This is a genomic window from Streptomyces sp. NPDC058257 (assembly GCF_042881845.1).
GTDB lineage: Bacteria > Actinomycetota > Actinomycetes > Streptomycetales > Streptomycetaceae > Streptomyces.
Genome location: NZ_JBHVXJ010000003.1, coordinates 337,151 through 361,092 on the forward strand (window position 1 = coordinate 337,151; position 23,942 = coordinate 361,092).

Annotated in this window: 23 protein-coding genes and 1 pseudogene; 6 read left to right on the forward strand and 18 right to left on the reverse strand. The window is 71.7% G+C overall.

Going from position 1 to position 23,942, the window contains the following annotated elements; all coding sequences use genetic code 11:
- Positions 1-48: 48 nt before the first annotated feature.
- Positions 49-501, forward strand: a pseudogene (locus ACFVXC_RS10460) (SAM-dependent methyltransferase); the annotation flags it as partial.
- Between the two features lie 18 nt (positions 502-519).
- On the opposite strand, the gene ACFVXC_RS10465 reads toward ACFVXC_RS10460, so the two are convergent.
- The 6 genes from ACFVXC_RS10465 to ACFVXC_RS10490 form a co-directional block, all read right to left on the reverse strand.
- Positions 520-2,376 carry an HEXXH motif domain-containing protein gene (locus ACFVXC_RS10465; RefSeq protein WP_389903661.1) on the reverse strand — a complete coding sequence of 619 codons (1,857 nt, stop codon included), beginning with the start codon at positions 2,374-2,376 and terminating at the stop codon, positions 520-522.
- Between the two features lie 32 nt (positions 2,377-2,408).
- On the reverse strand, positions 2,409-2,576 hold the full coding sequence (locus ACFVXC_RS10470; protein ID WP_389903664.1) for a hypothetical protein: 168 nt from the start codon (positions 2,574-2,576) through the stop codon (positions 2,409-2,411).
- 121 nt (positions 2,577-2,697) lie between these two features.
- On the reverse strand, positions 2,698-3,765 hold the full coding sequence (locus ACFVXC_RS10475; RefSeq protein WP_389903665.1) for a trypsin-like peptidase domain-containing protein: 1,068 nt from the start codon (positions 3,763-3,765) through the stop codon (positions 2,698-2,700).
- An 11-nt stretch (positions 3,766-3,776) separates the two neighbouring features.
- Positions 3,777-4,076 (reverse strand): trypco2 family protein, encoded by a 300-nt coding sequence (locus tag ACFVXC_RS10480; RefSeq protein WP_389903666.1) that lies wholly within the window; start codon positions 4,074-4,076, stop codon positions 3,777-3,779.
- A gap of 102 nt (positions 4,077-4,178) precedes the next feature.
- Complete coding sequence (locus ACFVXC_RS10485) at positions 4,179-4,586, reverse strand: rodlin (RefSeq protein ID WP_389903668.1); 408 nt, start codon at positions 4,584-4,586, stop codon at positions 4,179-4,181.
- A gap of 111 nt (positions 4,587-4,697) precedes the next feature.
- Positions 4,698-5,786: an LCP family protein gene (locus ACFVXC_RS10490; RefSeq protein WP_389903670.1), complete on the reverse strand. Its 1,089-nt coding sequence runs from the start codon at positions 5,784-5,786 to the stop codon at positions 4,698-4,700.
- Positions 5,787-6,010: 224 nt separating this feature from the next.
- Here ACFVXC_RS10490 and ACFVXC_RS10495 point away from each other — a divergent pair, with 224 nt between their 5' ends.
- A complete protein-coding gene (locus ACFVXC_RS10495; RefSeq protein ID WP_389903673.1) occupies positions 6,011-6,160 on the forward strand; it encodes a hypothetical protein in 150 nt (49 codons plus the stop codon).
- 100 nt (positions 6,161-6,260) lie between these two features.
- Here the strand turns inward: ACFVXC_RS10495 and ACFVXC_RS10500 are convergent, their stop codons facing one another.
- Positions 6,261-6,671, reverse strand: a complete 411-nt coding sequence (locus tag ACFVXC_RS10500) for a rodlin (protein WP_389903676.1) — start codon at positions 6,669-6,671, stop codon at positions 6,261-6,263.
- Between the two features lie 205 nt (positions 6,672-6,876).
- On the opposite strand from ACFVXC_RS10500, the gene ACFVXC_RS10505 reads away from it, so the two are divergent.
- The 3 genes from ACFVXC_RS10505 (at position 6,877) to ACFVXC_RS10515 (ending at position 8,819) form a co-directional block, all read left to right on the forward strand.
- Positions 6,877-7,287 (forward strand): rodlin, encoded by a 411-nt coding sequence (locus ACFVXC_RS10505; RefSeq protein WP_389903679.1) that lies wholly within the window; start codon positions 6,877-6,879, stop codon positions 7,285-7,287.
- Between the two features lie 208 nt (positions 7,288-7,495).
- Positions 7,496-7,753: a chaplin gene (locus tag ACFVXC_RS10510; RefSeq protein WP_389904415.1), complete on the forward strand. Its 258-nt coding sequence runs from the start codon at positions 7,496-7,498 to the stop codon at positions 7,751-7,753.
- Between the two features lie 97 nt (positions 7,754-7,850).
- Positions 7,851-8,819: a chaplin gene (locus ACFVXC_RS10515; RefSeq protein WP_389903682.1), complete on the forward strand. Its 969-nt coding sequence runs from the start codon at positions 7,851-7,853 to the stop codon at positions 8,817-8,819.
- A 246-nt stretch (positions 8,820-9,065) separates the two neighbouring features.
- On the opposite strand, the gene ACFVXC_RS10520 is transcribed toward ACFVXC_RS10515, so the two are convergent.
- Both ACFVXC_RS10520 and ACFVXC_RS10525 read right to left on the reverse strand, forming a co-directional pair.
- A complete protein-coding gene (locus ACFVXC_RS10520; protein ID WP_389903684.1) occupies positions 9,066-10,337 on the reverse strand; it encodes an FAD-dependent oxidoreductase in 1,272 nt (423 codons plus the stop codon).
- Positions 10,330-11,337 carry an ATP-grasp domain-containing protein gene (locus ACFVXC_RS10525; RefSeq protein ID WP_389903687.1) on the reverse strand — a complete coding sequence of 336 codons (1,008 nt, stop codon included), beginning with the start codon at positions 11,335-11,337 and terminating at the stop codon, positions 10,330-10,332. Before ACFVXC_RS10525 ends, ACFVXC_RS10520 begins: the two co-directional genes overlap by 8 nt.
- Before the next feature lie 403 nt (positions 11,338-11,740).
- On the opposite strand from ACFVXC_RS10525, the gene ACFVXC_RS10530 reads away from it, so the two are divergent.
- The gene (locus ACFVXC_RS10530) at positions 11,741-13,033 is read left to right on the forward strand and encodes a glycoside hydrolase family 26 protein (RefSeq protein ID WP_389903688.1); all 1,293 of its coding nucleotides are present in this window, start codon (positions 11,741-11,743) and stop codon (positions 13,031-13,033) included.
- A gap of 34 nt (positions 13,034-13,067) precedes the next feature.
- Here the strand turns inward: ACFVXC_RS10530 and ACFVXC_RS10535 are convergent, their stop codons facing one another.
- The 9 genes from ACFVXC_RS10535 to ACFVXC_RS10575 all read right to left on the reverse strand — a co-directional run bounded on the left by ACFVXC_RS10535 (position 13,068) and on the right by ACFVXC_RS10575 (position 23,679).
- Positions 13,068-14,156, reverse strand: coding sequence for a GNAT family N-acetyltransferase (locus tag ACFVXC_RS10535; protein ID WP_389904417.1), 1,089 nt, complete (start codon positions 14,154-14,156; stop codon positions 13,068-13,070).
- 65 nt (positions 14,157-14,221) lie between these two features.
- Positions 14,222-14,893, reverse strand: a complete 672-nt coding sequence (locus ACFVXC_RS10540; RefSeq protein WP_389903691.1) for a lipopolysaccharide biosynthesis protein — start codon at positions 14,891-14,893, stop codon at positions 14,222-14,224.
- A complete protein-coding gene (locus ACFVXC_RS10545; protein ID WP_389903693.1) occupies positions 14,893-16,047 on the reverse strand; it encodes a glycosyltransferase in 1,155 nt (384 codons plus the stop codon). The genes ACFVXC_RS10540 and ACFVXC_RS10545 overlap by 1 nt, the downstream gene beginning before the upstream one ends.
- Entirely contained in the window at positions 16,044-16,772 is a 729-nt protein-coding gene (locus ACFVXC_RS10550) for a polysaccharide deacetylase family protein (protein WP_389904419.1), read from the reverse strand. Before ACFVXC_RS10550 ends, ACFVXC_RS10545 begins: the two co-directional genes overlap by 4 nt.
- 61 nt (positions 16,773-16,833) lie before the next feature.
- Positions 16,834-18,537, reverse strand: coding sequence for a murein biosynthesis integral membrane protein MurJ (gene murJ / locus ACFVXC_RS10555; RefSeq protein WP_389903695.1), 1,704 nt, complete (start codon positions 18,535-18,537; stop codon positions 16,834-16,836).
- A complete protein-coding gene (locus tag ACFVXC_RS10560) occupies positions 18,534-19,811 on the reverse strand; it encodes an O-antigen ligase family protein (protein ID WP_389904422.1) in 1,278 nt (425 codons plus the stop codon). Before ACFVXC_RS10560 ends, murJ begins: the two co-directional genes overlap by 4 nt.
- A 98-nt stretch (positions 19,812-19,909) precedes the next feature.
- A complete protein-coding gene (locus ACFVXC_RS10565; protein WP_389903698.1) occupies positions 19,910-21,394 on the reverse strand; it encodes a sugar transferase in 1,485 nt (494 codons plus the stop codon).
- A complete protein-coding gene (locus ACFVXC_RS10570; RefSeq protein ID WP_389903700.1) occupies positions 21,391-22,545 on the reverse strand; it encodes a glycosyltransferase in 1,155 nt (384 codons plus the stop codon). Before ACFVXC_RS10570 ends, ACFVXC_RS10565 begins: the two co-directional genes overlap by 4 nt.
- A 33-nt stretch (positions 22,546-22,578) precedes the next feature.
- On the reverse strand, positions 22,579-23,679 hold the full coding sequence (locus ACFVXC_RS10575) for a DUF3344 domain-containing protein (RefSeq protein ID WP_389903702.1): 1,101 nt from the start codon (positions 23,677-23,679) through the stop codon (positions 22,579-22,581).
- Positions 23,680-23,942 lie beyond the last annotated feature (263 nt).

Below are 23,942 nucleotides of genomic sequence, written 5' to 3' on the forward strand. Positions count from 1 at the left end.
CCCCCTGTCTGCCTGTCTGCCTGTCTGTCTGTCTGTCTGTCTGTCTGCGTGGCTGATGAGCAGGAGCGGGTGCGGCCGTCGGGAGTGTGGGCCACGGCGGTGGGGGTGGCCAGGGTGCGGGCGCTGGAGACCGAGCGGGAGAACGCGCTGCGTGACGGCCGTCGGCCGGCCGTGTCGCTCTCCATCGTCATCAGGACGAAGTTCCTCGACGACCTGTTGCAGCAGGCCTCCGCGTCCGGGGTCCGGCAGGTCGTGCTGCTCGGCGCCGGCATGGACAGCCGGGCCTTCCGGATGGACTGGCCCGAGGGCACCCGGCTGTTCGAGGTCGACACCGCCGCGCCACTGGACTTCAAGGCTTCGGTGCTGCGCCGGGAGCGGGCCGAGGCGCACTGCGAGCGGACCACCGTCGCGGTGGACCTGCGCGAGGACTGGCCGGGCGCGCTGGCCGCCGCCGGGCACAACCCGGCGGTGCCGACCGCGTGGATCGCCGAAGGACTGCTCGGAGCCGCTGATGCGGCGTCAGCCGTCGCCGTCGTGCTCCTTCGCGCCGCGCGCCACCCACTCCGCGAGCAGCACCGGATCAGCGCCCTGCCCCGTCGCGTTCTCCAGCGCGCGCTGCACCGCACACGCCTGCTCGGGGAAGCTCCGCAACAGCCGGGAGGCGCCCTGGTGGGCCTCCTCACCGGCGAGGGCCCGCCCCAGTCCGGCCCAGGCACCGGGCGGCGCCCCCTTGCCCGAAAGCCGCGCGGTGAAGGCGTCCCGCGCCCCGGCGCGGTCGTCGCGCGCCAGCAGGACGTCGCCGTCCTCGGCTCCCTCGGCGTCCCCTGCGTCCTGGCCGGCGCCGGTGAGCCGGTACCGGGTCAGGACGGCCTCGGTGTCCAGGAAACGGGCCTCGGAGTCCGGCACGAGGACGGGCTCACCGGCGAGAGCGGGCGGGGGACGGTCGTCACCGCGCCGCCAGGCCCGCACCGCGTCGCCCACCGCGGTGGCGGACGGCCGCAGATGGTGGGCGCGCCAACGCGCCCGGTGGCCGATCGCCGCCTCCCGGGCAAGACGCAGCTCCGCGTCCGGCACAGCCTCGTCGAGCCACGCGGCGCAGCGCTCGCGCAGGGTGTCGAGGAGGCGCCGGCCCAAGGGGGTGAGTCCCTCGTGCGTACGCACCACGTTCAGCGTCGACCACACCTGCGTGCGCCACAGCGCGAACTCGAAGTGCGCGAGTGAGGCATGCGCGGCGTCGGCGGAGTGCCGGTGGGCGCGCCAGAAGCGGGCGACCCCGGCGAAGGCGTAGATCCCTTGCAGCAGGCCGCCCAGCGGGCGCGGATCGTCGCGCCACGGCGCGCGGAACAACTCGTCGGGGCCGGGGGCGGAATCGCGCACGTTCAGAGGGCGCAGCCGCATCAGGCTGCCCAGCTTGATGTGCTGGAACTCGTGCACCAGCGTCGCGGCGAGCTGGGCGGCGTCGTCCGGCCGCGAGGCCATGACACCTCCGAAGGCGTCGCCCGCGGTCACGCTGTGCGGCCGGAACCTCTCCCTCGCCGGGGTGGGGGTCACCGACATGAGCCCGGCGCGCATCGCCTCGGCACTCTCCGGTTCGTCGCGCAGCAGGATCTCCCACGCCTGGGTGAGCATGACCTGCCACGCCTGTGCGTCCGCCGTGGACAGGAGCAGGGGATCGCTGGGGCGCGGAAACGTCCGGTAGGGATCCAACTCCTCCAGCGCGAGGCGCATGCGCGGACGCGTCGTCCCCAGGGTGACCCGACGCACGGCACGCCATCCGGGCGCGCTGTGCTCGACCCCCGGCCCGACAAGGACCGTGCCGTGTTCCCCGGTGATCCGCAGCCGACCGTCCCGCGCCTCGACGCGCGCGGTGCTCCACGGCTCCCTCGCCCCGAGCTCCGCACAGCCCAGCGTCGGCAGAAACGCCACGCCCCGGCTCACCGGCACGGCGATCGAGAAGTCGAGACCGGCCCGCACCCCCGCCGACGCGGCGAGCGCCGACACGTGCCCCGCCACCACCCACAGGGGCGCGTCCTCGAAGGAGGCGCCCCTGAGCCGACGCAGCGCGAGGGAGAGCCACATCCCCGTGTTCGGTGACATCAGTACGTCATCGAAGACATCCGGAGCCGTCCGCTGGACGCGCTGGAGCAGGGACCAGGCCTGGCGGTAGGAGACCGCTGCTCCGGCCTGAGCGGGCGCGCCGTTCCCGGGAAGGCCGTCGTGCAGCGCCCGCAGCAACAGCATGCGGCGGCTGCGCTCGGCGGCGAGGAGTTCCTCCACCACCGCCCGGCCGCCTTCACCCCGCGCCAGGTCATGGAAACCGGCGATCGACAGCTGATGGAGCGGCAGTGCCACCGCCCCCGTGGGCCTACCCGCCATGGACCGGCCGCCACGGCGCCGCGGCCGTCCCGTCAGTCGAAACGAGACGGCCCCCCGTATGTATTCGTGATGGTCTGGGCATCATCGATGTGATCCAGCAGGGGCTCAAGCGCCCCCTCGATGGCGCTGCTGTCCATGGAAAGCAGCGCTTCAAGAGAAACCCCCGAGAGATCTACGAGATCGGACTCGACGGCAGGCATCGATCGCTCCACGGCTGCCAAGTCCCCTCCCCCGATTCCGTGCGTGCGCAGTCCCTTCCCTCATGATGGCCCAGCACGGCACGCTGCGAAACCCCGCAGCCGAGCCACGCCCGACATCAAGTCAGCAGTATTGATCGGCCAGTTGAGCCGCCGCACGGTCCACATCGGCCACTTCCGCCGACTGCCCCTCCAGGAGCCGCACGGTCTCCAGGAGCTGATCGAGTGTGCCGCTGTAGCGCAGACACGTGCGCACGATGCCGTAGATGTCCATCCGCAGCCGGGTGTCCCTCGGCCGGTTCGCGGCGATCTCCGCGCCGATGCTGTCGAGCACCAGGCCCAGGCCGTTCGGCTCTCGCAGGGACGGTATCTCCACCAGCGCGTCGACGAGCCCCATGAGTGCGCGCAAGGGCAGGTCAGAGGGGAGAGCGGCCAGGCTCGCGGGGACCGGCGGGCCCATCGGCCCCACCGCGGAAGCGAGCCCTCCACGCTCGGGTAGACCCGCGTCCTGGTGGAGGCGCGCGAGGTCGGCCCGGGACAGTACGTCGTACCAGTGCTCCACCCTGCGGGCCGCGAGCCTGCCGAGGCCGTCCGAGCGGTGGTGGGCGCTGATCACACCGACGACTGCACCACCGGACCAGACCACCGCGCCCGACATGCCCTCCCAGGGAGATCGCCCGGGTTCGGGGTCCGCGCGCGGTGCGAGAACGGCCAGTTCGAGTGTGCCCTCGCGGCGGTTGGACAGGACGGAGACGGTCCCGGAGGCATGGCAGGAGTCGCGGTACTGGCTGGGGGCGCCGTCGTCGATCAGGCGCATCCTGCTCTCACGCAGCTTGAAACGCGGGAAGCCCATCACGCTGACGGGCAGCACCACATCGCTCTCGGGTACGGCCGCGTAGCGGGGCGGTTCGGCCCCCTCGGCACCGGGCGGCACCGTCGTGATCTCCAGGAGCGCCACGTCCGCCGACTCGGCGAGCAGCACGACGCGTACGTCGGCGCTCCACTCCCCCGGCAGATCGGCGTCGAAGCGCACCCGCACCGACTTCACGGGGCCCATGACGACATGGGCGGCCGTCAGTACGGATCTGTCGCCCACGCGGTAGCCGGACCCGCGTCGCCCGGGGTCTCCACCGGGCCCCTCCACCAGCACTTCGGCGACCCGCGCCGCCTCAAGGCCCCCCGGCGCCGACATGACGGCCGGGCTCAGCGCTCGTGCGCGGTCTGGTCACCGCTGACCCAGGGCCGCCGGTCAGAACCGCGGACGCGGGGTTCCAGGCTGAGGGTGACGCGGTGGGTGGTGCTGTTCGACAGCTGGCCGCCGGCGCCCGCCTCGACGACCCAGAATCGGATCCTGCCGTCCGCGGAACCCGACCGCTGCACGGCGAACTCCGCCTCAAGCTGTACCGGGCCCAGTTCGAAGCCCAGTTCCTCCCCCTCGGCCGCTGCCATGGCGGCGGCGAGTTCCCCACGTAACTGCGCGATCATCTCGGCGAGTTCAATCACGCCGAGCCCCTACCCCCGGCGTGTCGCCCCCACACGGCGGAGGCGGTCCGGGGAAGCCGAAGGGGCCGGCCGGCACGACGACGGCCGGCCCCTGGCGGGTTCTTAGCGGTTGCCGGCGCCGTTGCCGGACAGGACCGGGATGTCGTCCAGGATGTGCGAGATCGGCTCGTCACCCTTGGCCTGGGTGGAGTTCTCGGTGCACTGCTGGTTCTGCGGCGCCGACAGGATCGGGATGTCCTGGACGGCGATCGGCACGAGACCGACGAGGGAACCGACGTTGGCCTTGACCGGCAGACCGACGCAGGGCTTGTTCAGGGTGCCCTGGACGAGCGTGAGCTGGGGGCTCTGGTGACCCGCGGTGGCGGAGTTGCCGAACGCCGTCTCGGCTCCGTTGCCGCTCAGGGACGTGGTGCCCGAGTCGTCACCGATGGCCATTGCCTGGGGGGCCATCCCTGCCGAGATACCGGCGACGGAGGCGGCGATGGCCGCGGATGCCAGGAGCTTCTTCATTGTGATTCCCTTCAAGAGCGGGCTCCGTTGGCAGAGCCGCGTGATGATCAACTGCCTGATGAGGCGATGGTTGCGACGGACCATCCGGTTGGCCTAGTAATCAGACGGCCGTCAACGGCATTCCAGGGTGTCCCCGCGGACGGTCGCCGGGCTGTTGTACCTCGGCGGATCGCTCATCCTGGCCTTCGAGTCGCGCGGCGCCAGGGGCCGGTCCTCGCCGAGGGCGGCGAAGACCTTGTCGGCCTTGGCCCGGTCCCACTCGAGCGAGCCGTTCACCGTCATGTTGAAACCACTGACCGGCACCGTGGTGAACTCCATGGAGGACGCCGGGAGCTTGCCGAGGTCCGACGCGAGCGACAGCAGCTGTCCGGTGCTGAACCCCCGGTCGACCCGCGCCGAACCGATGAGGGACCGGCTCAGTTCCGCCGCCCGGCCCGGGTCGGCCAGGACGTTCTCGGTACGTACGCTGCGCATCGCCCCGATCAGGAAGCGCTGCTGGCGCTGGATCCGCCCGAAGTCGGCGCTCGTGTCCACGTGGCGGGAGCGGACGTACTGCAGGGCACGGCCGCCGCCGAGGCGGTGGCTGCCGGGCGCGAGGTCGAGCTTGGTCGTCCTGTCCTTGAGGGCGCGGGGCGTGCAGACACGTACGCCTCCGACCGTCTCGACGCTGTCCATGAAGCGCCGGAAGTCGAGCTGCAGGTACCGGTCGACGCGGACACCGGTCATCCCCTCGACCGTCTGCGCGGACAGGGTGGGGCCGCCTTCCGCGTAGGCGCCGTTGATCTTCCCCGGATGCGCCGGGAACTCCTGGCCCGTGGCCTCGTCGCGGTGCGCGGGGATCTCGGCGTAGGAGTCCCGGGGGAGACTGACGACGCTGACGCGGTCCCGTGCCTCGGAGACATGGACCAGCATGAGCGTGTCCGTGCAGTCGCAGGCGACTCCACCCGCGTGGAACTTGCGCTTCTCCTCCCGCGTGATGGTGTCGCGGCCGTCCGTGCCCATCAGGAGGATATTCGTACCGCTTCCCTCGTCCGGCCGGTTCTTCATATCGCTGAAGACATCGACGCGTTGGATGGGGACCGGCAGCGCCGCGGCGTTTCCCATTCCAGCGGCGGCGGCGATCAGAAGGACCCCCGGAATGGCGAGACGCAGCCTTCGCGCCCGGCGGGATCCGGTCGGTGAGTAGAGGTGAGTGAGCAAGCTGATCTCCGCTGCGGGGGGACCGGGACGAAGAAACGGTAAACCGCTCGACGCCACCCCGTACGCCGGGTCTTCGCGGCGCGCACGAACAACAACTCGTTCGCCCTAAGCCGTCGGTTTCGCCGGATTACGCAGCTGGAACAGATGCCTCGACACACGCCCGTCAATGGCGAGGGAAAATGGCTGACTTCAAGCGGCAATGGAAGCGTCAGATCCTCATTCCAGTGAGCAGAACCTCTCCGGAACGCCGCGTCGAGGATCCCATCTACACGTCGCTGCAGGATTCCTGGCAGAGCCAGGGGAAGACCGTTCCGGGGCGCCCCGACCAGGAGTGGGCGGCCCTCATGTCACGCGATCCCTGGCCGCGGGGCTGACAGCCGTCCGGCGTCGCACACAACCAGGTCGTACCCAACGAGATCGCACACAACAGCGGGCCGCCGGTGAACGGCGGCCCGCTGAGCGGTGCGTGGGAGATCAGCCGTTGCCCGCGCCGTTGCCCGACAGGACCGGGATGTCGGAGAGGATGTGCGACAGCGGCTCGTCACCCTTGGCCTGGGTGGAGTTCTCGACACACTGCTGGTTCTGCGGGGCCGACAGGATCGGGATGTCCTGGACGGCGATCGGCACGAGGCCGACGAGGGAGCCCACGTTCGCCTTGGCCGGCAGGCCGATGCAGGGCTTGTTGAGCGAGCCCTGGATCAGCGCCATCTGCGGGCTCATGTTGCCGTACGTGGAGGAGTTGCCGTACGCCTGCTTGGCGCCGTTGCCGCTGAGCGACGTGGTGCCGTGGTCGTCGCCGATCGCGCTTGCGGACCCAGCTGCGGCAGCCGACATGCCGACGACGGAGACGGCAACCGCAGCTGCAGCCATACCCTTCTTGATCACAACTAATTCCCTTCTGGAGAAACCCCGTTCGCCGGAGCGCTCTGATTAACTCCACGCCCACCGCTTGGTTGCTCCCATTCACTCTGATGGCCCAACGCGAGCCGGATGAGCCCCCAACCGAGTGAAGCCCCGAAACCCAAACTCGCTCCGACAGGTTGGTCAGTGGGCAGTGACTCGAGCGTCTGCCAGAAAAGGAACACGCAAAATGATGAAGAAGGCTATGGCCACGGCGGCAGTTGCCGTTTCCGTTGTCGGCATGACCGCTGCCGCAGCCGGCTCCGCGAGCGCCATCGGTGACGACCACGGCACCACCTCCCTGAGCGGCAACGGCGCCGAGCAGGCGTACGGCAACTCCTCCACGCACGGCGACATGAGCCCCCAGCTCTCGCTCGTCCAGGGCTCGCTCAACAAGCCCTGCATCGGTCTGCCGGCCAAGGCGAACGTGGGCTCCCTCGTCGGCCTCGTGCCGATCGCCGTCCAGGACATCCCGATCCTGTCGGCGCCGCAGAACCAGCAGTGCACCGAGAACTCGACGCAGGCCAAGGGCGACGAGCCGCTCTCGCACATCCTGAACGACATCCCGGTCCTGGCCGGGAACGGTCAGTCCAACGGCTGATCCTCCGCCGTGAGACCGCTCGGGCTGCCCGCCTTCTCCAAGGTGGGCAGCCCGGGCTCCCGCGTTTTCGAATGCGGTAATTCGGGTGAATTTTTCCGAATGGCGGATACTGGTGGTTTCTTCCGCCCTTTTAACTCGTTTGCAGGCTGCGGGTCATGGTGCGAGACGTAAACAGAAGTGCTCGCTCGGTTTCGACTGCCAGATCGGCATGACCACAGAGAAGGGAACATCTGTGAAGCACAAGAAGAGCGCAACGATCATCGCTGGTGTCGTGATGGCCATGGGCATGGCGGCCCCCGCGTTCGCCGACGCCGGCGCCGAGGGTGCGGCTGTCGGGTCCCCGGGCGTTCTCTCCGGCAACCTCGTCCAGATCCCGGTCCACGTTCCGGTCAACGTCTGCGGCAACACCGTGAACGTGATCGGCCTGCTGAACCCGGCGTTCGGCAACACCTGCGCCAACACCTGATAGCACCCAGCCACCAGGCTGTTTCTCATGGCCGGCCTTGGACCGTCACTTCGACACACCAAGGCCGGCTTTCCACTGCTCAGAGGAAGACAACTACATGCGACAGGCCATTGGTAAAGGGATGCTCGCGACCGCGGCCGCCGCGACAAGCATCCTCTCCCTGTCCGGCTCGAACGCGTTCGCCGTGGACGGGAACGCGGTGGCGGCGGGTTCGCCCGGCGTCTTGTCGGGCAACAGCGTGCAGGCCCCCGTGGAAGTCCCGCTGAACGCCTGCGGCAACAGCGCCGACGCGGTCGGCGTGGCCAACCCGGCGTTCGGCAACAGCTGCGCGAACACCGGTTCCGCCCCGAAGAAGCACGCGCACGCGGAGCACACGAGCGCGGAGCACGCGAGCACTCCGCATCGAGCGGCGGCGCCCAAGCACGCGGCGCCCAAGCATGCGGCGCCCAAGCACGCGGCGCCGGAGCGGGCGCCGCAGCAGCGGGCGACCACCAAGGCGGACAACGGACCCGGGTACGGCCAGGACACGGACTCGCGCTCGGACTCGCGCCCGGACACGCACTCCGGCTCGAACGCCGGCTCGAACGCCGGTACCCATGCGCTGGCCGAGAGCGGCGCCCTTCAGTCGCCCGGCATCCTGGCGGGCAACAACGCGCAGGCGCCCGCTGACGTGCCGGTCAACGCCTGTGGCAACACCGTGGACGTGATCGGTGTGCTCAACCCGGCGATGGGCAACAGCTGCGCCAACGGAGCGCCTTCGCCCACGCCCCCGCAGCAGGAGACGCCTCCCTCGCACGAGATGCCTCCGACGCCTCCGCGGGCCGCCGAGCCGCCGGCCGACCGCGCCGTCCCCCAGCCGAGGCAGCCCGGTCAGCCGCCGCGGCACGTCGCTTCCTCGACCGACCGTCAGGTGCCGTCGGCCGACCCCGTGGCGCCGCACGCCTCCGCCCGGCTCGCCGAGACCGGAAGCGACCAGGACCTCATGGCCGCGACAGCGGCGAGTGCCGCTCTGCTGCTCGGCGGGGGAATCCTGTACCGCCGCGGGCGCGCCTCGTCCCGTCGCTAGTACGCCCGGACATGCCGCTGGCGGGGAAGAGACACCCAAGGGTCTCTTCCCCGCCAGAACGGCAGGGGGGCCGGCCCGCTAGGGGGTGTTGCCGACCTACGGCGAAGACGCCGACGGCTGGCGGAGGGCAACCAGGCCCGTCCCATGACGACAGAGTCCACCACCTGATCGCCGCCCGCGAAGAACCGATTCACCCGTTCGCCGACGGCATCACCTGATCGAGTTCCCGACAGCCGGGATCGCCGCTCAGCGCTTGACGGCATCCAGGGGCGTACGGCGGTCGCGCCCACCGGCCGGCGCCGGAACCGAGGGGCCCACCGGCCTTCGCCGCAGGCTCCGTCGCACCCCTCGTACCAGCCTGCCCGCCGTGAAGGACGCCCCCTGCACGAAGCGCATGGCAGGGCCGAAGCTGGACGCCGTCACCAGGCCCGCGAGGAACAGGCCGGGGTACGAGGACTCGAAGTCCGCGGAGGCGTAGGGCTCCCCGGCGGCGTTCACCGCCAGGCTGCCGCGCACGTCCGGGGCGAGCAGGCCAAGGCGCGCGCTGGTGGCCTTGAAGCCGGTGGCCGCGATGACGTGGTCCGTCTCGAAGTCCGGGCCGCCGCCGCTGGCATCGCCCATGACCTCGAGCCGTACCCGGCCCGCCGCGACCGACGCCGTGGCGACCTCGTGGTCGAGCAGCACCTCCACGCCCGACTCGACCCTCTCGCGCACCCACCAGGCCCCGGCCGGGCCGAGCGCCGACGCCGAGATCCGGGCGCGGGTGGCCTCGGGAAGCCGCCGGAAGCCGCCAGGCACCTCCGAGTAGAACCAGTTGCGCCACCCGCAGCCGAGGCCGCTGTGCGGGGCGCGGACGGCCTCGCGCCAAGGGCGCTTGAACGCCGGGGGCACGGTGTTCCAGCTCAGCTGGTGCGACCGGGCGAGCACCCGCACGCGCGTTCCCTGCTCGGCGAGGAGCGCCGCGGTCTCAAGGGCGGCCTGGCCCCCGCCGATCACGGTGACGTCCTTGCCGCGGAACCGGTCGAGGTCCCGGTGGTGGCTGCTGTGCGAGACGTACTCCGTGCCGAGCCCGAGCAGCGCCGGGGGGATCTCGACGAAGGGGATCACCCCGACGGCCAGGGCCACCGTGCGGCCACGGATGGTCTGACCGTCCTGCGTGGTCGCCTCGAACCCCCCGGGACAGGCCCTGAGGGACGCCACCATCCGTTCGTCGACGTCCGGTACGGCGTGCTGCGCGAACCACAGGCCGTACGAGGAGAACGTCTCCACGGAGACCGGCTCGCCGTGCCGGGCCTCCGTGCCGCCCAGCCTGCAGTACTCGGACAGGCCGTAGCGGCCCCGGGGGTCGGAGAGGTTCGACGCCCAGGGTTCCGACTTCAGGAACATGCCCCGCGGCATGTGGTCGCGCCAGGACGCCATGGGCCTGCCGAAGACGCGTACGTCGAGTCCGGCACCGGCGGCGTGCGACGCGATGGAGAGCCCGTAGGGCCCGGCTCCGACAACCAACAGGTCATACATCGGCAACTGCTCGCTCTCTCGTCGTGGATACGGGCGTCTTGGGCACGGCCGGAGACGCCGGGCGCACCCTCCGTCTCAGCCGGCCCATGAGGCGCCGCGTCACATGGCGGCACCACAGCACCCACATGGCGAGGGCGGGAGCCAGGTCGTCCTGGGCATGCCAGGCGAGCTCGCGGCGGTGTGCCTCGGTGGCGGCGGGGCCCGCCGTCATCAGGACGCGAAGGGCGGTCAGCGGGGAGTAGTTCTCCACGACGAACCTGCGGCCCGGGAGTACGGCTGCGGCGGGCAGCGGCCGGTGCGTCATGTCCAGGTGCTGGGCGCGCACCACGTCCAGGTCGGCCCCGTCGGCGAACAGGCGGAACTGGGCGCCGGGCCGTGGGTTGAAGTCGAGCAGGCAGGGCTCGCCCGTCGCGGAGTCCACCCGGAAGTCGAGGTCGAAGATGCCCCGGTAGCCCAGCGTGTCGACAAGTCTCGCCACGTCTGCCCGCAGGCCCGGGTCGGGCGTCCACTCGCCCACCGCCGTCAGGCCCGCGCCGCGCGGCCAGGACCGGTGCTTGCGGCCGGAGCCGCCGCCGCGCACGACGCCCGTCCGGTCGACGTATCCGTGGACGAACCAGTCGCGTCCCGGGCCGTCGGGCAGGTAGGCCTGCAGCAGGAGGCGGCTGCCCGCCTCCTCGCTCCGCCGGTAGAGCTCCTGGGCCTCCCTCGCCGAGCGCACCAGGACCGTGCTGCGCAGGTCCGTCCCGGCCGGGACCAGCCACGGGCGGCTCCACTTCGCCACCGCGGGGAGCCCCAACTGCCTTACGGCGGCAACCGCTTGGGCCGGGGAATCCGGCAGGAGCGTCAGAGGGTGGGGAATGCCGGTCGAGGCGCACAGCTGGGCCAGCGTCGCCTTGTCGGCCACCCGTTCCGCGAGCCCGCCCGCCTGGTCCGGCAGGAGATAGAGGTCGGCCAGTTCTCTCTGCAGGCGTCCGATGGCGAGGGCGCCCGCGTCGTCCATCGCAATGAGAACGGACGGCCTCGCGACCCGGCGGGCGATGCGGCGCAGTACGGCGGCGATTTCCTGAAGGGACGCACCCGGCGGGGGCGGGGGATGCGTCTGATGAAGATAGCGGGATCTGCGCACCGGACTCTTCGCGGATTCCGCAGCCGCTACATGTACCTCCACTCCCGCGCGGCCAAGTGACCGAACAGCTCCGAGCGTGCCGTGATGAAAGGGATTCCGGTCGATCCGCAGCAGAACCGCGGGGACTCGGGTGTCGAGAGTTAGCACGGCCAAATCCTCTCAATTCGATCCCCCATGCGGGCGATGGGCACGCCCAGAGGATTAGGGGCTCGATTGGCGCAATAGAAATACATATGACTGAGTGTCAGTAGATGGAGGAGCAGCATGAGGAGCGGCCATGGCTTTGCAGAGACGCCAGACCACCAGTAGACGGCTGGCATTCATCGCCGGCGGAATCGTCGTATCGGCAGCGCTCGCCGTAGGGCCGGGCTACGCGTGGGGGGCCGGGCAGGACCCCGAGCCACCGGTCCGCCTGCCCGCACTGCCCGGCCTTCCGACGGCGGTGCCCGCCCCGTCCCCCTCCGCGGCCGCCCCGGTGACCCCGGCCGATCCACAGACCCCGGCGACCCCGTCGGCCTCCCCGGCGAGCCCCTCGGCCCCGGCGGCCGACAAGAAGCCCGCCTTCGGCGCCTACCTCGACTACGGGCCCAAGGGCGTCTCGCGCATGGCCGAGCTCAGCAAATGGCTGGGCGGCGCCGAGCTGCGCGTGGGGCACACCTACCTGCCCGGCGACCGGTGGAGCAACATCGAGGGGGCGCCGGACTTCCTCGAGAGCTGGGCGGACTGGCGGCGCGCGAAGGACGACCGGCTCTTCGTGCTCAACGTCCCCATGATGGAGCGCAACGAGGACCACGTCGGCGACACGGAGGTCCGCTCGCTGCTCCGCAGGGGCGCGGCGGGTGATTTCGACGAGCATTACCGCGTCCTCGCCGAACGGCTCGTGAAGCTCAAGGTGCCCGACACCGTCATCGTGCTCGGCTGGGAAATGAACGGCATCACGTACACCCATCGGTGCGGTCCCGACCCGGAGGCCTGGAAGAAGTACTGGAAGCGCATCATCACGACGATGCGTTCGGTGCCGGGCCAGAAATTCAAGTTCGACTTCACGCCGAACAGGGGCCGGGACGCCATTCCATGGACCCAGTGCTATCCGGGCGACGACGTCGTGGACATCGTCGGCATGGACTCGTACGACCAGCCGACGGGAACTGATTTCGCCCGGCAGGTCAGCGAGCCGTACGGCCTGAAACAGCACGTGGAATTCGCGAAGGAGCACGGGAAGGACATCTCTTATCCGGAGTGGGGTCTCTTCCGTAACGGCGACAACGAGGAATACATGCGGAAAATGCTCGCCTGGATGGACGAGCACAAACCGCTGTACAACACCGTCACCGACTACTGCCCGCACGGCGTGTGGCAGTGCGGGGACAACCCCAAGTCGTCCAAGGCCTACCGTTCCCTGCTCTTCGGGCGCAAGGACACCGAGCCGGTCCCGGAGCCGACGAAACCGACGCAGCCGACCCAGCCCGCGACACCGCCGAACTGTTCGCCGCTGAACCTGGGCGACTGGGCCGAGTACTGGATGGGCGGCAAGCTGTGCATGCGCCTGGACTGGTACAAGCGGCACTGAGTACAAGCGGGCCCCGGAGTGCGAGCGGCCTCGATCAGGACCGCTCCTGGCGTTCGCGGCGCTTGCGCAGGAACTCCTTGCCCCGGCTGCGGGCCGCCGCGTCCCATGCGGCGGCCCGCAGCACGGGGGCGGTGCGCCTGCGGGCGAGCAGCAGCCGGTGGTTGATGGCCTCCGCGGGGCGCCAGTGGTGCTTGTACGGCTCGTTGCCGCGCAGGAGGCTCAGGACACGGCTCTGGTCGCCCTCGGCGTGCTCCGTACAGGCGTTCAGGAGCATCGTCGCCACGTCCACCTTCCGCTCCCGCAGCCGCGGATGCGCCCCGTACAGATAGCCACCGACCAGATGCGGCGAAAGGAGGGTCAGATCGGCCGCCACCACGGCGTCGTCGAGCCGGAACTCGGTGACCACCGCGTCGCCCGCCCTGACCATCAACCCCACCGACCTGATCAGGTGCTCGGAGAACCGCGGCTGAAGGTGCTCGGACGTCACCTTCCGTCCCTGCCACTGGAGTTGATGCAGGTGCAGGAGCGTGCGCACCGACGCGTCCACCTCGTCGTGCCCCACGATCCGGCGTTCGACGCCCAGCGCGTCCATCTTCCGGATCTTGGCGCGCGCCCGCTGGGCACGCGGTGCGGGCAGCCGCCCGAGCAGCTCCTCCATCGACGCCGCGGGCAGTTCGAGGCAGAGCGAGTCGACGAGGCGGAGCCGGGGCCCGCTCCAGCGTTCGTAGACGCGCTCCACCGCGGCTTGGGAACGGACCTCGCGGAAGTCGATCAGCGCGCCGCGGGCCAGTTCCCAGAGGCCGTCGGCCAGCGCGTCCGCCGCCTCGTCGGCGAACTCGTCGTCGAGCAGCACATCGCTGAAGTCGGAGATCGCGCCGCCGAGCGGCACGAGCGCCGGGAGCGGTACGCGCACGCGCATCAGCGGCGCCGCGGCGATCAGCTCGCCACCCCTGCGTACGAGGACCACGCGCAGCCGCCCGCGCGTTCCGTAGGAGAGCCACCACGAGTGCAGCCACGCGTGGCTCTGGAACGGCGTCGCCGTCCCGCACCTGCGGTGCAGCCGGGCCCACGCTCCGGCGATGCTCCCGAACTCCCCTTCGTCCGTGCAGAGTTCTACGGTCAGGGAAGTGTCGGCGGCCGTGCCGGTCTCGACAGCTTGGACGGTTTCGATGGTTTCGGTCACCCCCATCACCTCTCCCTGTTGACGTCGGCGGACTGCGCGGGGCCCGGCACCGTGGCCGGCGCGCCGTCCTCGGCGGAGCCGTCGCGCCGGGGGCGCACGAGGAGGGCGAGCCCGCCGAGCAGACCTCCCGCGCAGCCGCCCACCAGGGCGGTCATGGGCGCCGCCGCCGACGCGGGGGCCTCCGGCTTCACCGCGCGCGAGAGCTGGAGGAGGCGCACCTTCGTGCTCTCCTTGGTGTGGTTCGCGTTGTTGGTCAGGGAGCGTGAGACCGCGTTGGCGATGTCGGCCGCCTTGCCGGGCTCGGCCGCGGACGCCGAGATGGAGATCATCGGGGCGTCGGGCGAGGTGGCGGCCCGCACGCTCTCGCGCAGCTTCTGCGCCGAGACGCCCGACTCCACCTGGGCGTCGCCGAGCACCGCGAGCTGCGTGGCGACCCGGCCGTACGCCGTGGCGAAGCCGAGGGCGGCGGTGGGGTCGGAGTCCTTCTGCGGGACGGCGATCACATAACTCGTCGCGGTGTACTCGGGGGTCTTCACCGCGCCGTACAGGCCGCCGGTCAGGGCGCCGAGGACGGCACCCGCCGGCAGGAGCCACCACACGGGCAGTCGCTTCACGCGGGCCAGCATCGGGGTCGGGTGACCGGCCGGACGAAGCCGCCTGCTCAGGGTTTCGGTCATCAGGAACTCACTCTCGGGGTCGAGCCGGAGGCAGCTGCCTCGTATACGTGCATCAGCTGTGCTGCGCTGCGGGTGATGCTGTAGCGGTGGGCGGCCTCCGAGGCGAGGCGTGGCCGCGGCCCCGCCGCCCGGACCCGCAGCAGCGCCCGCGCGAAGGAATCCGGGTCGCCCGTGACGCGCTCGGCGCCGGTCGCCGCGTCCGGCGGGAGGTCCTCGACGGCGGGGCACCTGACGTAGAGCACCGGCAGTCCGGCGGCGAGGCCTTCCACGACGGCGAGGCCGAAGGCCTCCTCGGGCGAGGGCGAGGCGAGGACGTCCATGGCGGCGAGGAGCGCCGGCAGGTCCGTCCCCTCCGCGGCGGTCCCTTCGGCGGCATCCGTGGACAGCTGGGGCCGCTCCCCCGCGAACACCACCCGGTCCGCGACACCGAGCCGGTCCGCCGTCGCACGCAGCCTGTCCTCGTCGGGTCCGCCTCCGACCAGCAGCACACGTACGTCACCGGGCAGCTCGGCCACCGCGTGCAGCAGGACGTCGAAGCGCTTGCCCACGGCGAGGCGGCCGACCCCGCCGACGACGAACGCCTCGTCGGGAAGCCCCAGTTGACGGCGGGCGGCGATCCGGGCCCGCGGGTCGAAGCGGAACCGCTCCCCGTCGATGCCGTTGGGTACGACGTGGATACGCTGCCGGGGCACCCCCCACCGGTTGAGCCGCTCGGCGACGGACGGGGACACCGCCACCGTGGCCCGCCCCAGGCGCTCCCCGGTCAGGTACAGCGCGCGGACGCCCGCCGTCAGCGGCCTCCCCTCCATCTGCGAGTCGCCGAGGGAGTGTTCGGTGGCCACGACCGCGCGCGTTCCGGCGAGACGGGCGGCGACGCGCCCGTACAGGCAGGCGCGGAACAGGTGGGTGTGCACGAGGTCGTATCCGCCGCCGCGGATGACTTTCACGAGGCGGGGCACCGCGCCCAGGTCACGGTTGCCGGACATGCCCAGGTGGATGACGCGCACTCCGTCGGCCCGCAGCCCGTCGGCCACCGGGCCGGGGTTGGTGAGGGTCACGACGTCGCAGGTCGCGGGCAAATGCCGTAGGAGCAGCCGCAGTTGCTGCTCGGCGCCGCCGACTCCGAGGCCGGTGATGATGTGCAGGGCTCTCATTCGGCCACCGCCGGTTCGCGCGCCTCCGGGTCACGGACCGTACGGCGGCGCAGCCGGTTGAGCCGCAGCTTCAACTGGAGCCGCAGGGCGGTGTCCTCCTGCCCGATGTGGACGCGGGGCAGGGCGTGGACGCCGGTCAGCGGGCCCGGGGAGATCGCGCACGCGTAGCGGTAGCCCGCCGCCCGTACGGTGTCCACGACGCGCTGGTCCACGGTGCCGTACGGATAGCAGAAGCCCTCCACCTCACGGCCGACGAGGTCGGAAAGGGCGGTGCGGCTGCCGCTGGTCTCCTGCCAAAGGAGCCGGTCGTCCGCCTGGGTGAGGTCGACGTGCGTCAGACCGTGCGAGGCGACCTCCATCCCCTCGGCGGCGATGTGGCGGATGCCCTCCGCGACCAGGAGCGGTTTGCGGGGGCCCAGCGGATCCCACGCGTTGTCACCGGCGAGGCGGCCCGGGAGCACGAAGACGGTGGCGTCGAAGTCGTAGCGGTGCAGGAGCGGCAGGGCGTGGTCGACGAAGTCGGTGTACCCGTCGTCGAAGGTGAGGCCGACCAGGCCACGTCCCTCGCCCCGTGCGCGCGCGGTGAGCAGTCGCGTCATGCTCACCCCGCGCAGCCCCTGCCGCCGCAGCCAGCGCAGCTGGGCCGCGAGGCGTTCGGGAGAGACGGTGATCTTGTACGGGTCGTCCGCGCAGTCGTCCACGGAGTGGTACATCGCCACCCACATCGGCGCCTGCGGCAGCCAGTGTCGCGTGCGCCGCGAACGGGAGGTCTCACCAAGTGCTGTGTCAACGGACATGCGTGAGCTTTCGTGTGACGGATGTGATGGCGGATGCGATGGCGGATGTGGCAATGGATCCGGTGGCGCGGACGATGGGGTCGAAGGCCTGGGCCCTCAGCGCCCAGAGCCCCAGGACGAAGACGGCGACGACGGCCGAGCAACCGACGGCGAAGGAGACGAACGGCGAGCCGACGAGGCTCGCGAGGAACCAGCCGGCCGCGGTGGCGCACACCGTCGCGGTCACCGGCTTGGCCAGCTCGCCCACCACCTTGCGGACCCGGATCGGCACGTTGCGCGGCCCCATCCCGCACAGCAGCACGAAGGCGGTGACGCTGATCCCCGCGGCGTTGGCGAGCGCGATGCCGCGTACGCCCCACAGGTCGACCGCCCAGCTGCCGATCCCGGCGGTCGACGCGACCCCGACCGCCATCGCGCCCAGCGGGAACCACGTGGCGCGCCCGCCGGAGAAGTAGGAGCGGACGAGCGCCCCCACCAGCGTGTGGCCCAGGAGCCCCAGGGCGTAGACGCGCATCACGGCGGCCGTGGCGACGGTGTCCTGCGCGGTGAAGGCGCCCCGCTGGAAGAGGATCTGGATGAACTGGGGCGCGCAGGCGATGACGACGGCGGTGCCGAGAAGGACCACGCAGCCTGCCAGGCCCAGGTCCCGCTCGACGCGCGACCTGGCCCGCTCGATGTCCCCTTCGGCCAGGGCGCGCGCGACGACGGGGAGCGTGACCGTGCACAGCATCAGGGAGAGGACCATCGGCACCTGCGCCACTTTCTGGGCGTAGTTGAGGTGCGAGATGGCTCCGGCGGGCAGCGAGGACGCCAGGAAGCGCTCGATGAGCACCTGCGACTGCCTGCACAGCGCGAAGAGGAGCACGGTGGCGATGAGGGTGGTGCTCATCAGCGCCGGGGCCGAGCCGCCCGCCGTCCCGTCGTGCGGCACGTCGGCCGTGTCGCGGGTGAGCTGGCGCCAGAGCGAGGGAGCCTGGACGAGGACCATGAGTACGCCGCCGACCGCGACGCCGAGGGCCGCGGCGCGGACGCCGTAGCGGGGGGCGAGGACGGACACGGCCGTGATGATGCCGATGTTGTAGAAGACGTAGATGGCGGCCGGCGCCACGAACCGGCGGTGCGCTCGCAGCGCCGCGCTGCAGTATCCGGCGAGGCCGAACGTGAAGACGCAGGTGGCGGTGAGCAGGGTGCAGTCCACGGCGAGACGCGGGTCGGGCAGACCCGGCGCGAGGACCTCCACCAGGACCGGCGCCCCTGCCATCAGGAGCAGCGCGACGGCACCGGACGCCAGCATCAGGCGCGGCAGCGACGCGGCCACCAGGGCACGGACGGGGTCGCGGCGCGCGCCGAGGCCCCGGCGGGCGAGCGCCATGCTGAAGGCGGGGACGAGGGCGAACGCGAGGCCGTCCTCGATGAGCAGCGTGGTGGCCAGCTCGGGGACGGTCCACGCGACGAGGAAGGCGTCGGTCTCGGAGCCCGCACCGAAGAAGTGGGCGAGCGCCTGGTCGCGCACGAGCCCGAGCACCGATCCGGCCACCGTGAGGACCGCGGTGATCAGAGCGGCCTTGGCGAGAAAGCCGTTGGAGGGGTCGGATCCCTTGACGGGCCCGGCATGGACGGGCCCCGCCCCGACGGCGGGCGCGGGCACTTCGCCGACCGGTTCGGTGTCCACGGTGCGGGTCGTGGAGGTCATCGCGGCACCTCCCTGGGCGCTGACCCCGGCACCGGCGCGGACAGCGCACGCCCCGACAGCGCCCACCAGGCCACGAGCCCCAGCACCACGGCCATCAACACCGTCGAAGGGCCACCGATGTCGGCGTACGAGAAGTCCACCAACTGCCACACCAGAAGACCGCAGGCGACCAGCGCGCAGTCCACGCCCGCGCCCCCGCGCACCCGGGCCAGGCGCCGCAGGCCGAGCAGCAGACAGGCCGCCCAGCTGCCCACCAGCGTGCACAGGCCGAGCAGCCCCTGCTCGCCGAGAACGAGCAGATACATGTTGTGCGGGGAGAGCAGCGGCTGGCGGCTGAACTGCGCCCCCGCGCCCCCGGTGTCGCTCGCCGACGAGAGGGCCAGTGACGCGTGGCTGTCGCGGTGGTCGGGGAAGGCCTTGAGTCCGACGCCCGACACCGGCTCGTCCCGCCACATGTCCACCGCCGCGGCCCACATGGTGTACCGGTCGGTGACCGACTGGTCGGGGGCGTCGGTGACCTGCGTGATGCTGGTGATCCGCTCCTGCAGCAGCTGCGTACCGATCCCGAAGCCGCCCACGAGGACGACGGCGGCGGCGGCCGCGACCGCGAGGGCCCGCAGCGCGCGGCGCACCCCGGCGAGTCCGAGCTGCGCGCCGCACGCCACGACGGTGGCGATCCAGGCGCCCCGGCTGAAGGAGAGCGCGAGCGGCACGACGAGGAGCAGCGCGCACACGAGGGCCGCCCGACGCTGCTTCGGGGAAGCCGGGCCGAGCGCGAGAGCCAGGGCGCACACCACTCCGTACGACACCACGGTCGCCATTCCCATGACGTCCGTCGGGCCGAAGGTGCCCACGGCCCTGACGTCCGAGCCCATGTAGCTCGCGCCCGTCGCGGTGACGTACTGATAGACGCCGAGCGAGCCCTGGAAGAGGGCGAGGCCGATGAGTGACCAGGCCACCAGGCGGAAGTCGCGGCGGTCGCGGACGAGCACCAGGATCGCGGCCGGTACGAGGACGAAGATCTGCAGGTAGCGCGCCAGGCCGGTCATCCCGGCGGACACGGTGCTCGCGCCGACCGCGGCGACCGCGATGCCGATCACCGGCAGACCGAGTACGACGGCGGCGGTCCGTGTCAGCGGCCGGCGCGCCCCGCGCACGGTGCGGGCCACGCACCAGAGCACCACCACGGCGGAGGCCGCGTCGGCGGCCGTGCCGCCGCCGGAGCCGCCGTCGTGCGGCGGCACGGGCAGCGCGAGCAGGGCGATTACGGCCATGACCGGCAGGACGGGCCCGGCGCTCCGGAGGGCCGACGAAAGGGCGGCGGCCGGTGAGCCCGCCGGGAAGAGCGTGATCGAGGCACCGTTCACCCGCGTCAGCTCCCCGTCGGACGTACGAGAGAGGCGGCGGTGCGCAGCAGGATGCAGAGGTCCTGCCAGAACGACCAGCTGTCGATGTAGGCGTTGTCGAACCGGCACCGGTCCTCGATCGAGGTGTCGCCGCGAAGGCCCTGGATCTGCGCGAGCCCGGTGATGCCGGTCGGCATGCGGTGGCGCTCCGCGTAACCCGGGTACTTCTGGCTGAACTGGCCGACGAAATAGGGGCGTTCGGGGCGCGGGCCGACCAGGCTCATGTCGCCGAGGAAGACGTTCCACAGCTGGGGCAGCTCGTCGAGCGACGTCCGGCGCAGGAACTGGCAGAACCGGCTCATCCGCTGCTCGCCCGCGACCGTCCACCGGGTGGCCGCCTCGTGCGGGTCGGCGGGGCGGTGCGTGCGGAACTTCAGGAGCGTGAACAGCCGCCCGTCCCTGCCGATGCGCTCCTGACGGAAGATCACCCCGGGTCCTTCGGTGGCCCGCAGGACGGCGGCGCACGCGAGGAGCACGGGGCTGATGAGCAGCAGCAGGAGCCCCGAGGTCACGAGGTCGAGGGCGCGCTTGCTGACGCTGAAGTGCCTGCGCCGCGCGGGCACGAGCGGACGGCAGGGGAACCCGGCGAGCTGCCCCGACCTGCTCTGGCGCCCCGGCGCGTCGTACCCCGGCGGCTGCGTCGCGTCGATCGCCCATACGTCACAGCCCGAGCCGCTCAGCCCCCGCAGCCAGCCGATCTGCTCGGGGCCCGGCGTCGGCCCGACGACCAGGACGGTGCGTACGGCGTTCTGGATGACCGCGCGGCGCAGCTCCTCGATGGTGGAGAGCACCGGGAGTTCGGCGCCCTCCGTCTCCGGGCGCCCGGCGGGCGCGTCGCCGACGATGCCCACGGGCCGCACCCCGGCCTGCGGATGGCGCAGGACCGCCTCCGCCACGCGCCGGGCGACGGCGCCGGGGCCGACCACCAGGGCGGGGCGCGGCTGCCGGAGCGTCGATCTTCGCGCCCACCAGTACAGGGCGGCGCGGCCCGCGCAGCAGAGCACGCTCTGGAGTGCCGCCGCCGTGCACGTGGTGGTGAGGGAGAGCGGACTCAGGGCGGAGGAGCTCGCGGCCACGAGCCCCACGGCGCACCAGCTCAGCATGGCCTGCCAGGCCAGGGAGGGGAGTTCGTCGAGCGCGCGGGGCGCGGCGAGCGGACGGTACAGGGCGGCGCGCGCGTTCAGGCCGGTCACGGCGGCCAGGAGCAGGGCCACGAGGAGGGGGTGGCGCTGCGGCCCGGTGAGCAGCACGGTGCCGAGCAGGGCGGCGGTGCAGTCCACGGCGACCAGGGGGAAGGCCGCCGATGAGCGGCGTGCCGATGCTCCCCAGGCGATGCTCGTCCTGCGGCCGCTCCCGGCCCCGCGGGGAGGGATGACCGAGGCGGTGGCGATGGCATGGTCGGCCGCCCGTGGCTGCGCGGCAGGGGTGGCGACAGTTCGTTCCGCACTCACGGGTTGATGGACTCCCTGCACTTGATGGGCCCCACGCCCAGTAGCTCGCGGTACACGGCCGCGACAGCGTCCGCGGTGTGCCGCACATCGTGGGTGTTCGATACGTGGCGGTGCGCCGCACGGCCGAGGGATTCACGAAGGGACGGATCGCCGAGCAGAGCGATGAGGGCTCGCGCGAGCGCCTCCGGATCCTGCGCGGGAACCAGGCCGTGGGGCACGAGTTCGGGCGGCAGGCTCTCGCGCGCGCCGTCCACATCGGTGACCACCACGGGGCGGCCACAGGCCATCGCCTCCAGGGGTACGAGTGCCATGCCCTCCCACCGTGACGGCAGGACCACGAGGTCGGCCGCCCGGTACCAGGGGGTGGCGTCCTCGACGTCCCCGGCGAACCGCACGGAGGCGGGTGCCTGTTCGCGAAGGCCGGGTCCGTCGGGTCCGTCCCCGACGAGGACGAGCCTGGCGTCCGGCATCCGTTCGGTGACCGCGGTCCAGGCCCGCAGCAGGACGTCCTGCCCCTTCTGCCTGCACAGCCGCCCCACGCACACCACCACGGGCGCCTGTCCGGGGACCCCCAGGGCGGTCCGCGCCGCCCGCGCGGCCACCGGGCGGAAGCGCTCGACGTCCACCCCGTTGGGGATGACGGACCAGCGCGCGTCGATGCCGGACCGCCGGCCGGTGAGCCGCTCCGCCTCGCTGACGCAGATCACGTGCGTGGCCCAGCGGGCCCCGAAGCGCTCCCAGCGCAGGGCGAGGCTGGCGGTCGCGCCGCCGACCGCCTCGAAGGACCAGGCGTGCGGCTGGAAGACCGTGGGAACCCTGCCGCGCAGGGCGAGCCGGGCGGCGAGCCCGGCCTTGGCGCTGTGCGCGTGCACGATGTCGGGCCGCAGCTCGTCGACGATACGGGCGATGCGCCGCGCCTCGCCCACAAGACCCGGCCCCGGGGAGCGGGTCGCCGCCCACCTGTGGATGCCGCTTCCCAGGCCCCGTACGGCATCCGGCAGACAGCCGCCGTCCGGACACGCCACGTCGACCCGCATCCCGGCGGACAGCTGCGACCTCACCAGGTCGGTGACCACGCGGGCCACTCCGCCGTCGACGGGCTGCGCGACATGAAGGACGCTCAGCCGGTGGTCAGGTGATGACAGTTGCATGCACGGCGCCTTGCTCAGGGGGAAGGTGATGCGCTACCGCTTCGCGTCCACAGCGGCGAAGAGCACCCCGGCCCACGCGGACTCTCGCTGCGAAGCAAGACGGATGAGCAGGCCCTCTCGGTCGGCCTTGAGGGCCCCGTCGAGCCGGAAGATGTCGGAGTCGTAGCCGAGCGTGTTGGCGTACGCGGGCGTCCTCGCGATCCGCCTGCCCGGCTCGCTGATGGTCGAGTTCATGACGTCGCGTGCGGGGTTCGCCGGGTCGGAGAGCCGCACGGGCCTGCTCCGGTCGGTCGACACGGTGAGCGTGTCACCGGCCGTTCCGCGGTCGCCGTTGTACGCGACCATGCCGACGCTGCCCTTCGCGCGGGCCGGGACCGGCATGCCGCGGAGCCGGATCGCGTGGCCGGGCCGGTCCGCGTCGAAGGAGTCGAAGCCGTCCCACACGGTCAGGTGCCGCAGCGGCGCGCCCTCGTTCTCGTACGCGACGACCAGCGTCCAGCCACCCCATGCCCCGGCCTTGGAGTGCCCCATCGCCACATTGACCTGCGCGACGGTGTAGAGCCCCTCACCACCGGACTCGACGAGGGGGGTGACGTCCGCCGATGCCTGGAAGGCGTCCGCTCCGTCGGCGGTGCGGTGCCCGATCAGGGTGTCGGCCTTCACGTGCTTGTAGCTGCCGCCGGGTTCGGCGATCAGGGCCTTGCCGTTGTCCCCCGGCGGCTTCTGCTCACCGACGCGGAGGTTGCCGCCCCAGTACAGACGCGCGTAGGACACACGGGAGCCCGGCGGGAGCCGGACCTCTCCGCGACTCGAGTTGTAGGTGTTCGGGTCCTTGTCGACGTCGACGTAGCCCATGTCGAAGTCGTTGTTGGCTGCCGCCTCGCCGCCGCGGGCGGAAGGGCACGACACCGCGCGGGCGGCCACCGGCTTCCGGCACGTGATGGCCGTGTTGGCCGCGCGGGTGATTCCGCCGTGCTGGAGGGCGTAATAGCGCTGCGCGAACTCGATGCTCCCCGCTTCGGCGGCGGGGGGCGCGGGCGCGGCAATTGAGTGACCGCCCGGCATGACGACGACCGCCAGGGAAAAGGCGCACAGCGTCAAGCCACGCAGACGGGGGCGCAGGGAATTACGCATGACCGGCGTTGCCCTTTCGCGAAAGGTTCCGCACCAGGAGAGGGAATTGAAATGCGACAGTCACACTCGACCCGTAACTTCCCGCACTTGTTCTTTCAAATGACTTCAGGAGGAGAGCAACACTAACCGCTTTCTGTATTAATCCAGGAAGGCTGACAAGTGTGTCGGAATCGTGAAGTGCGTAACGCTCCCGGGCCGCCAGGAGTACGGGCCGATGGGCCGCCGCGTGAACCCCGCGCCAGCAGATCACCCTTTTGGGCCCA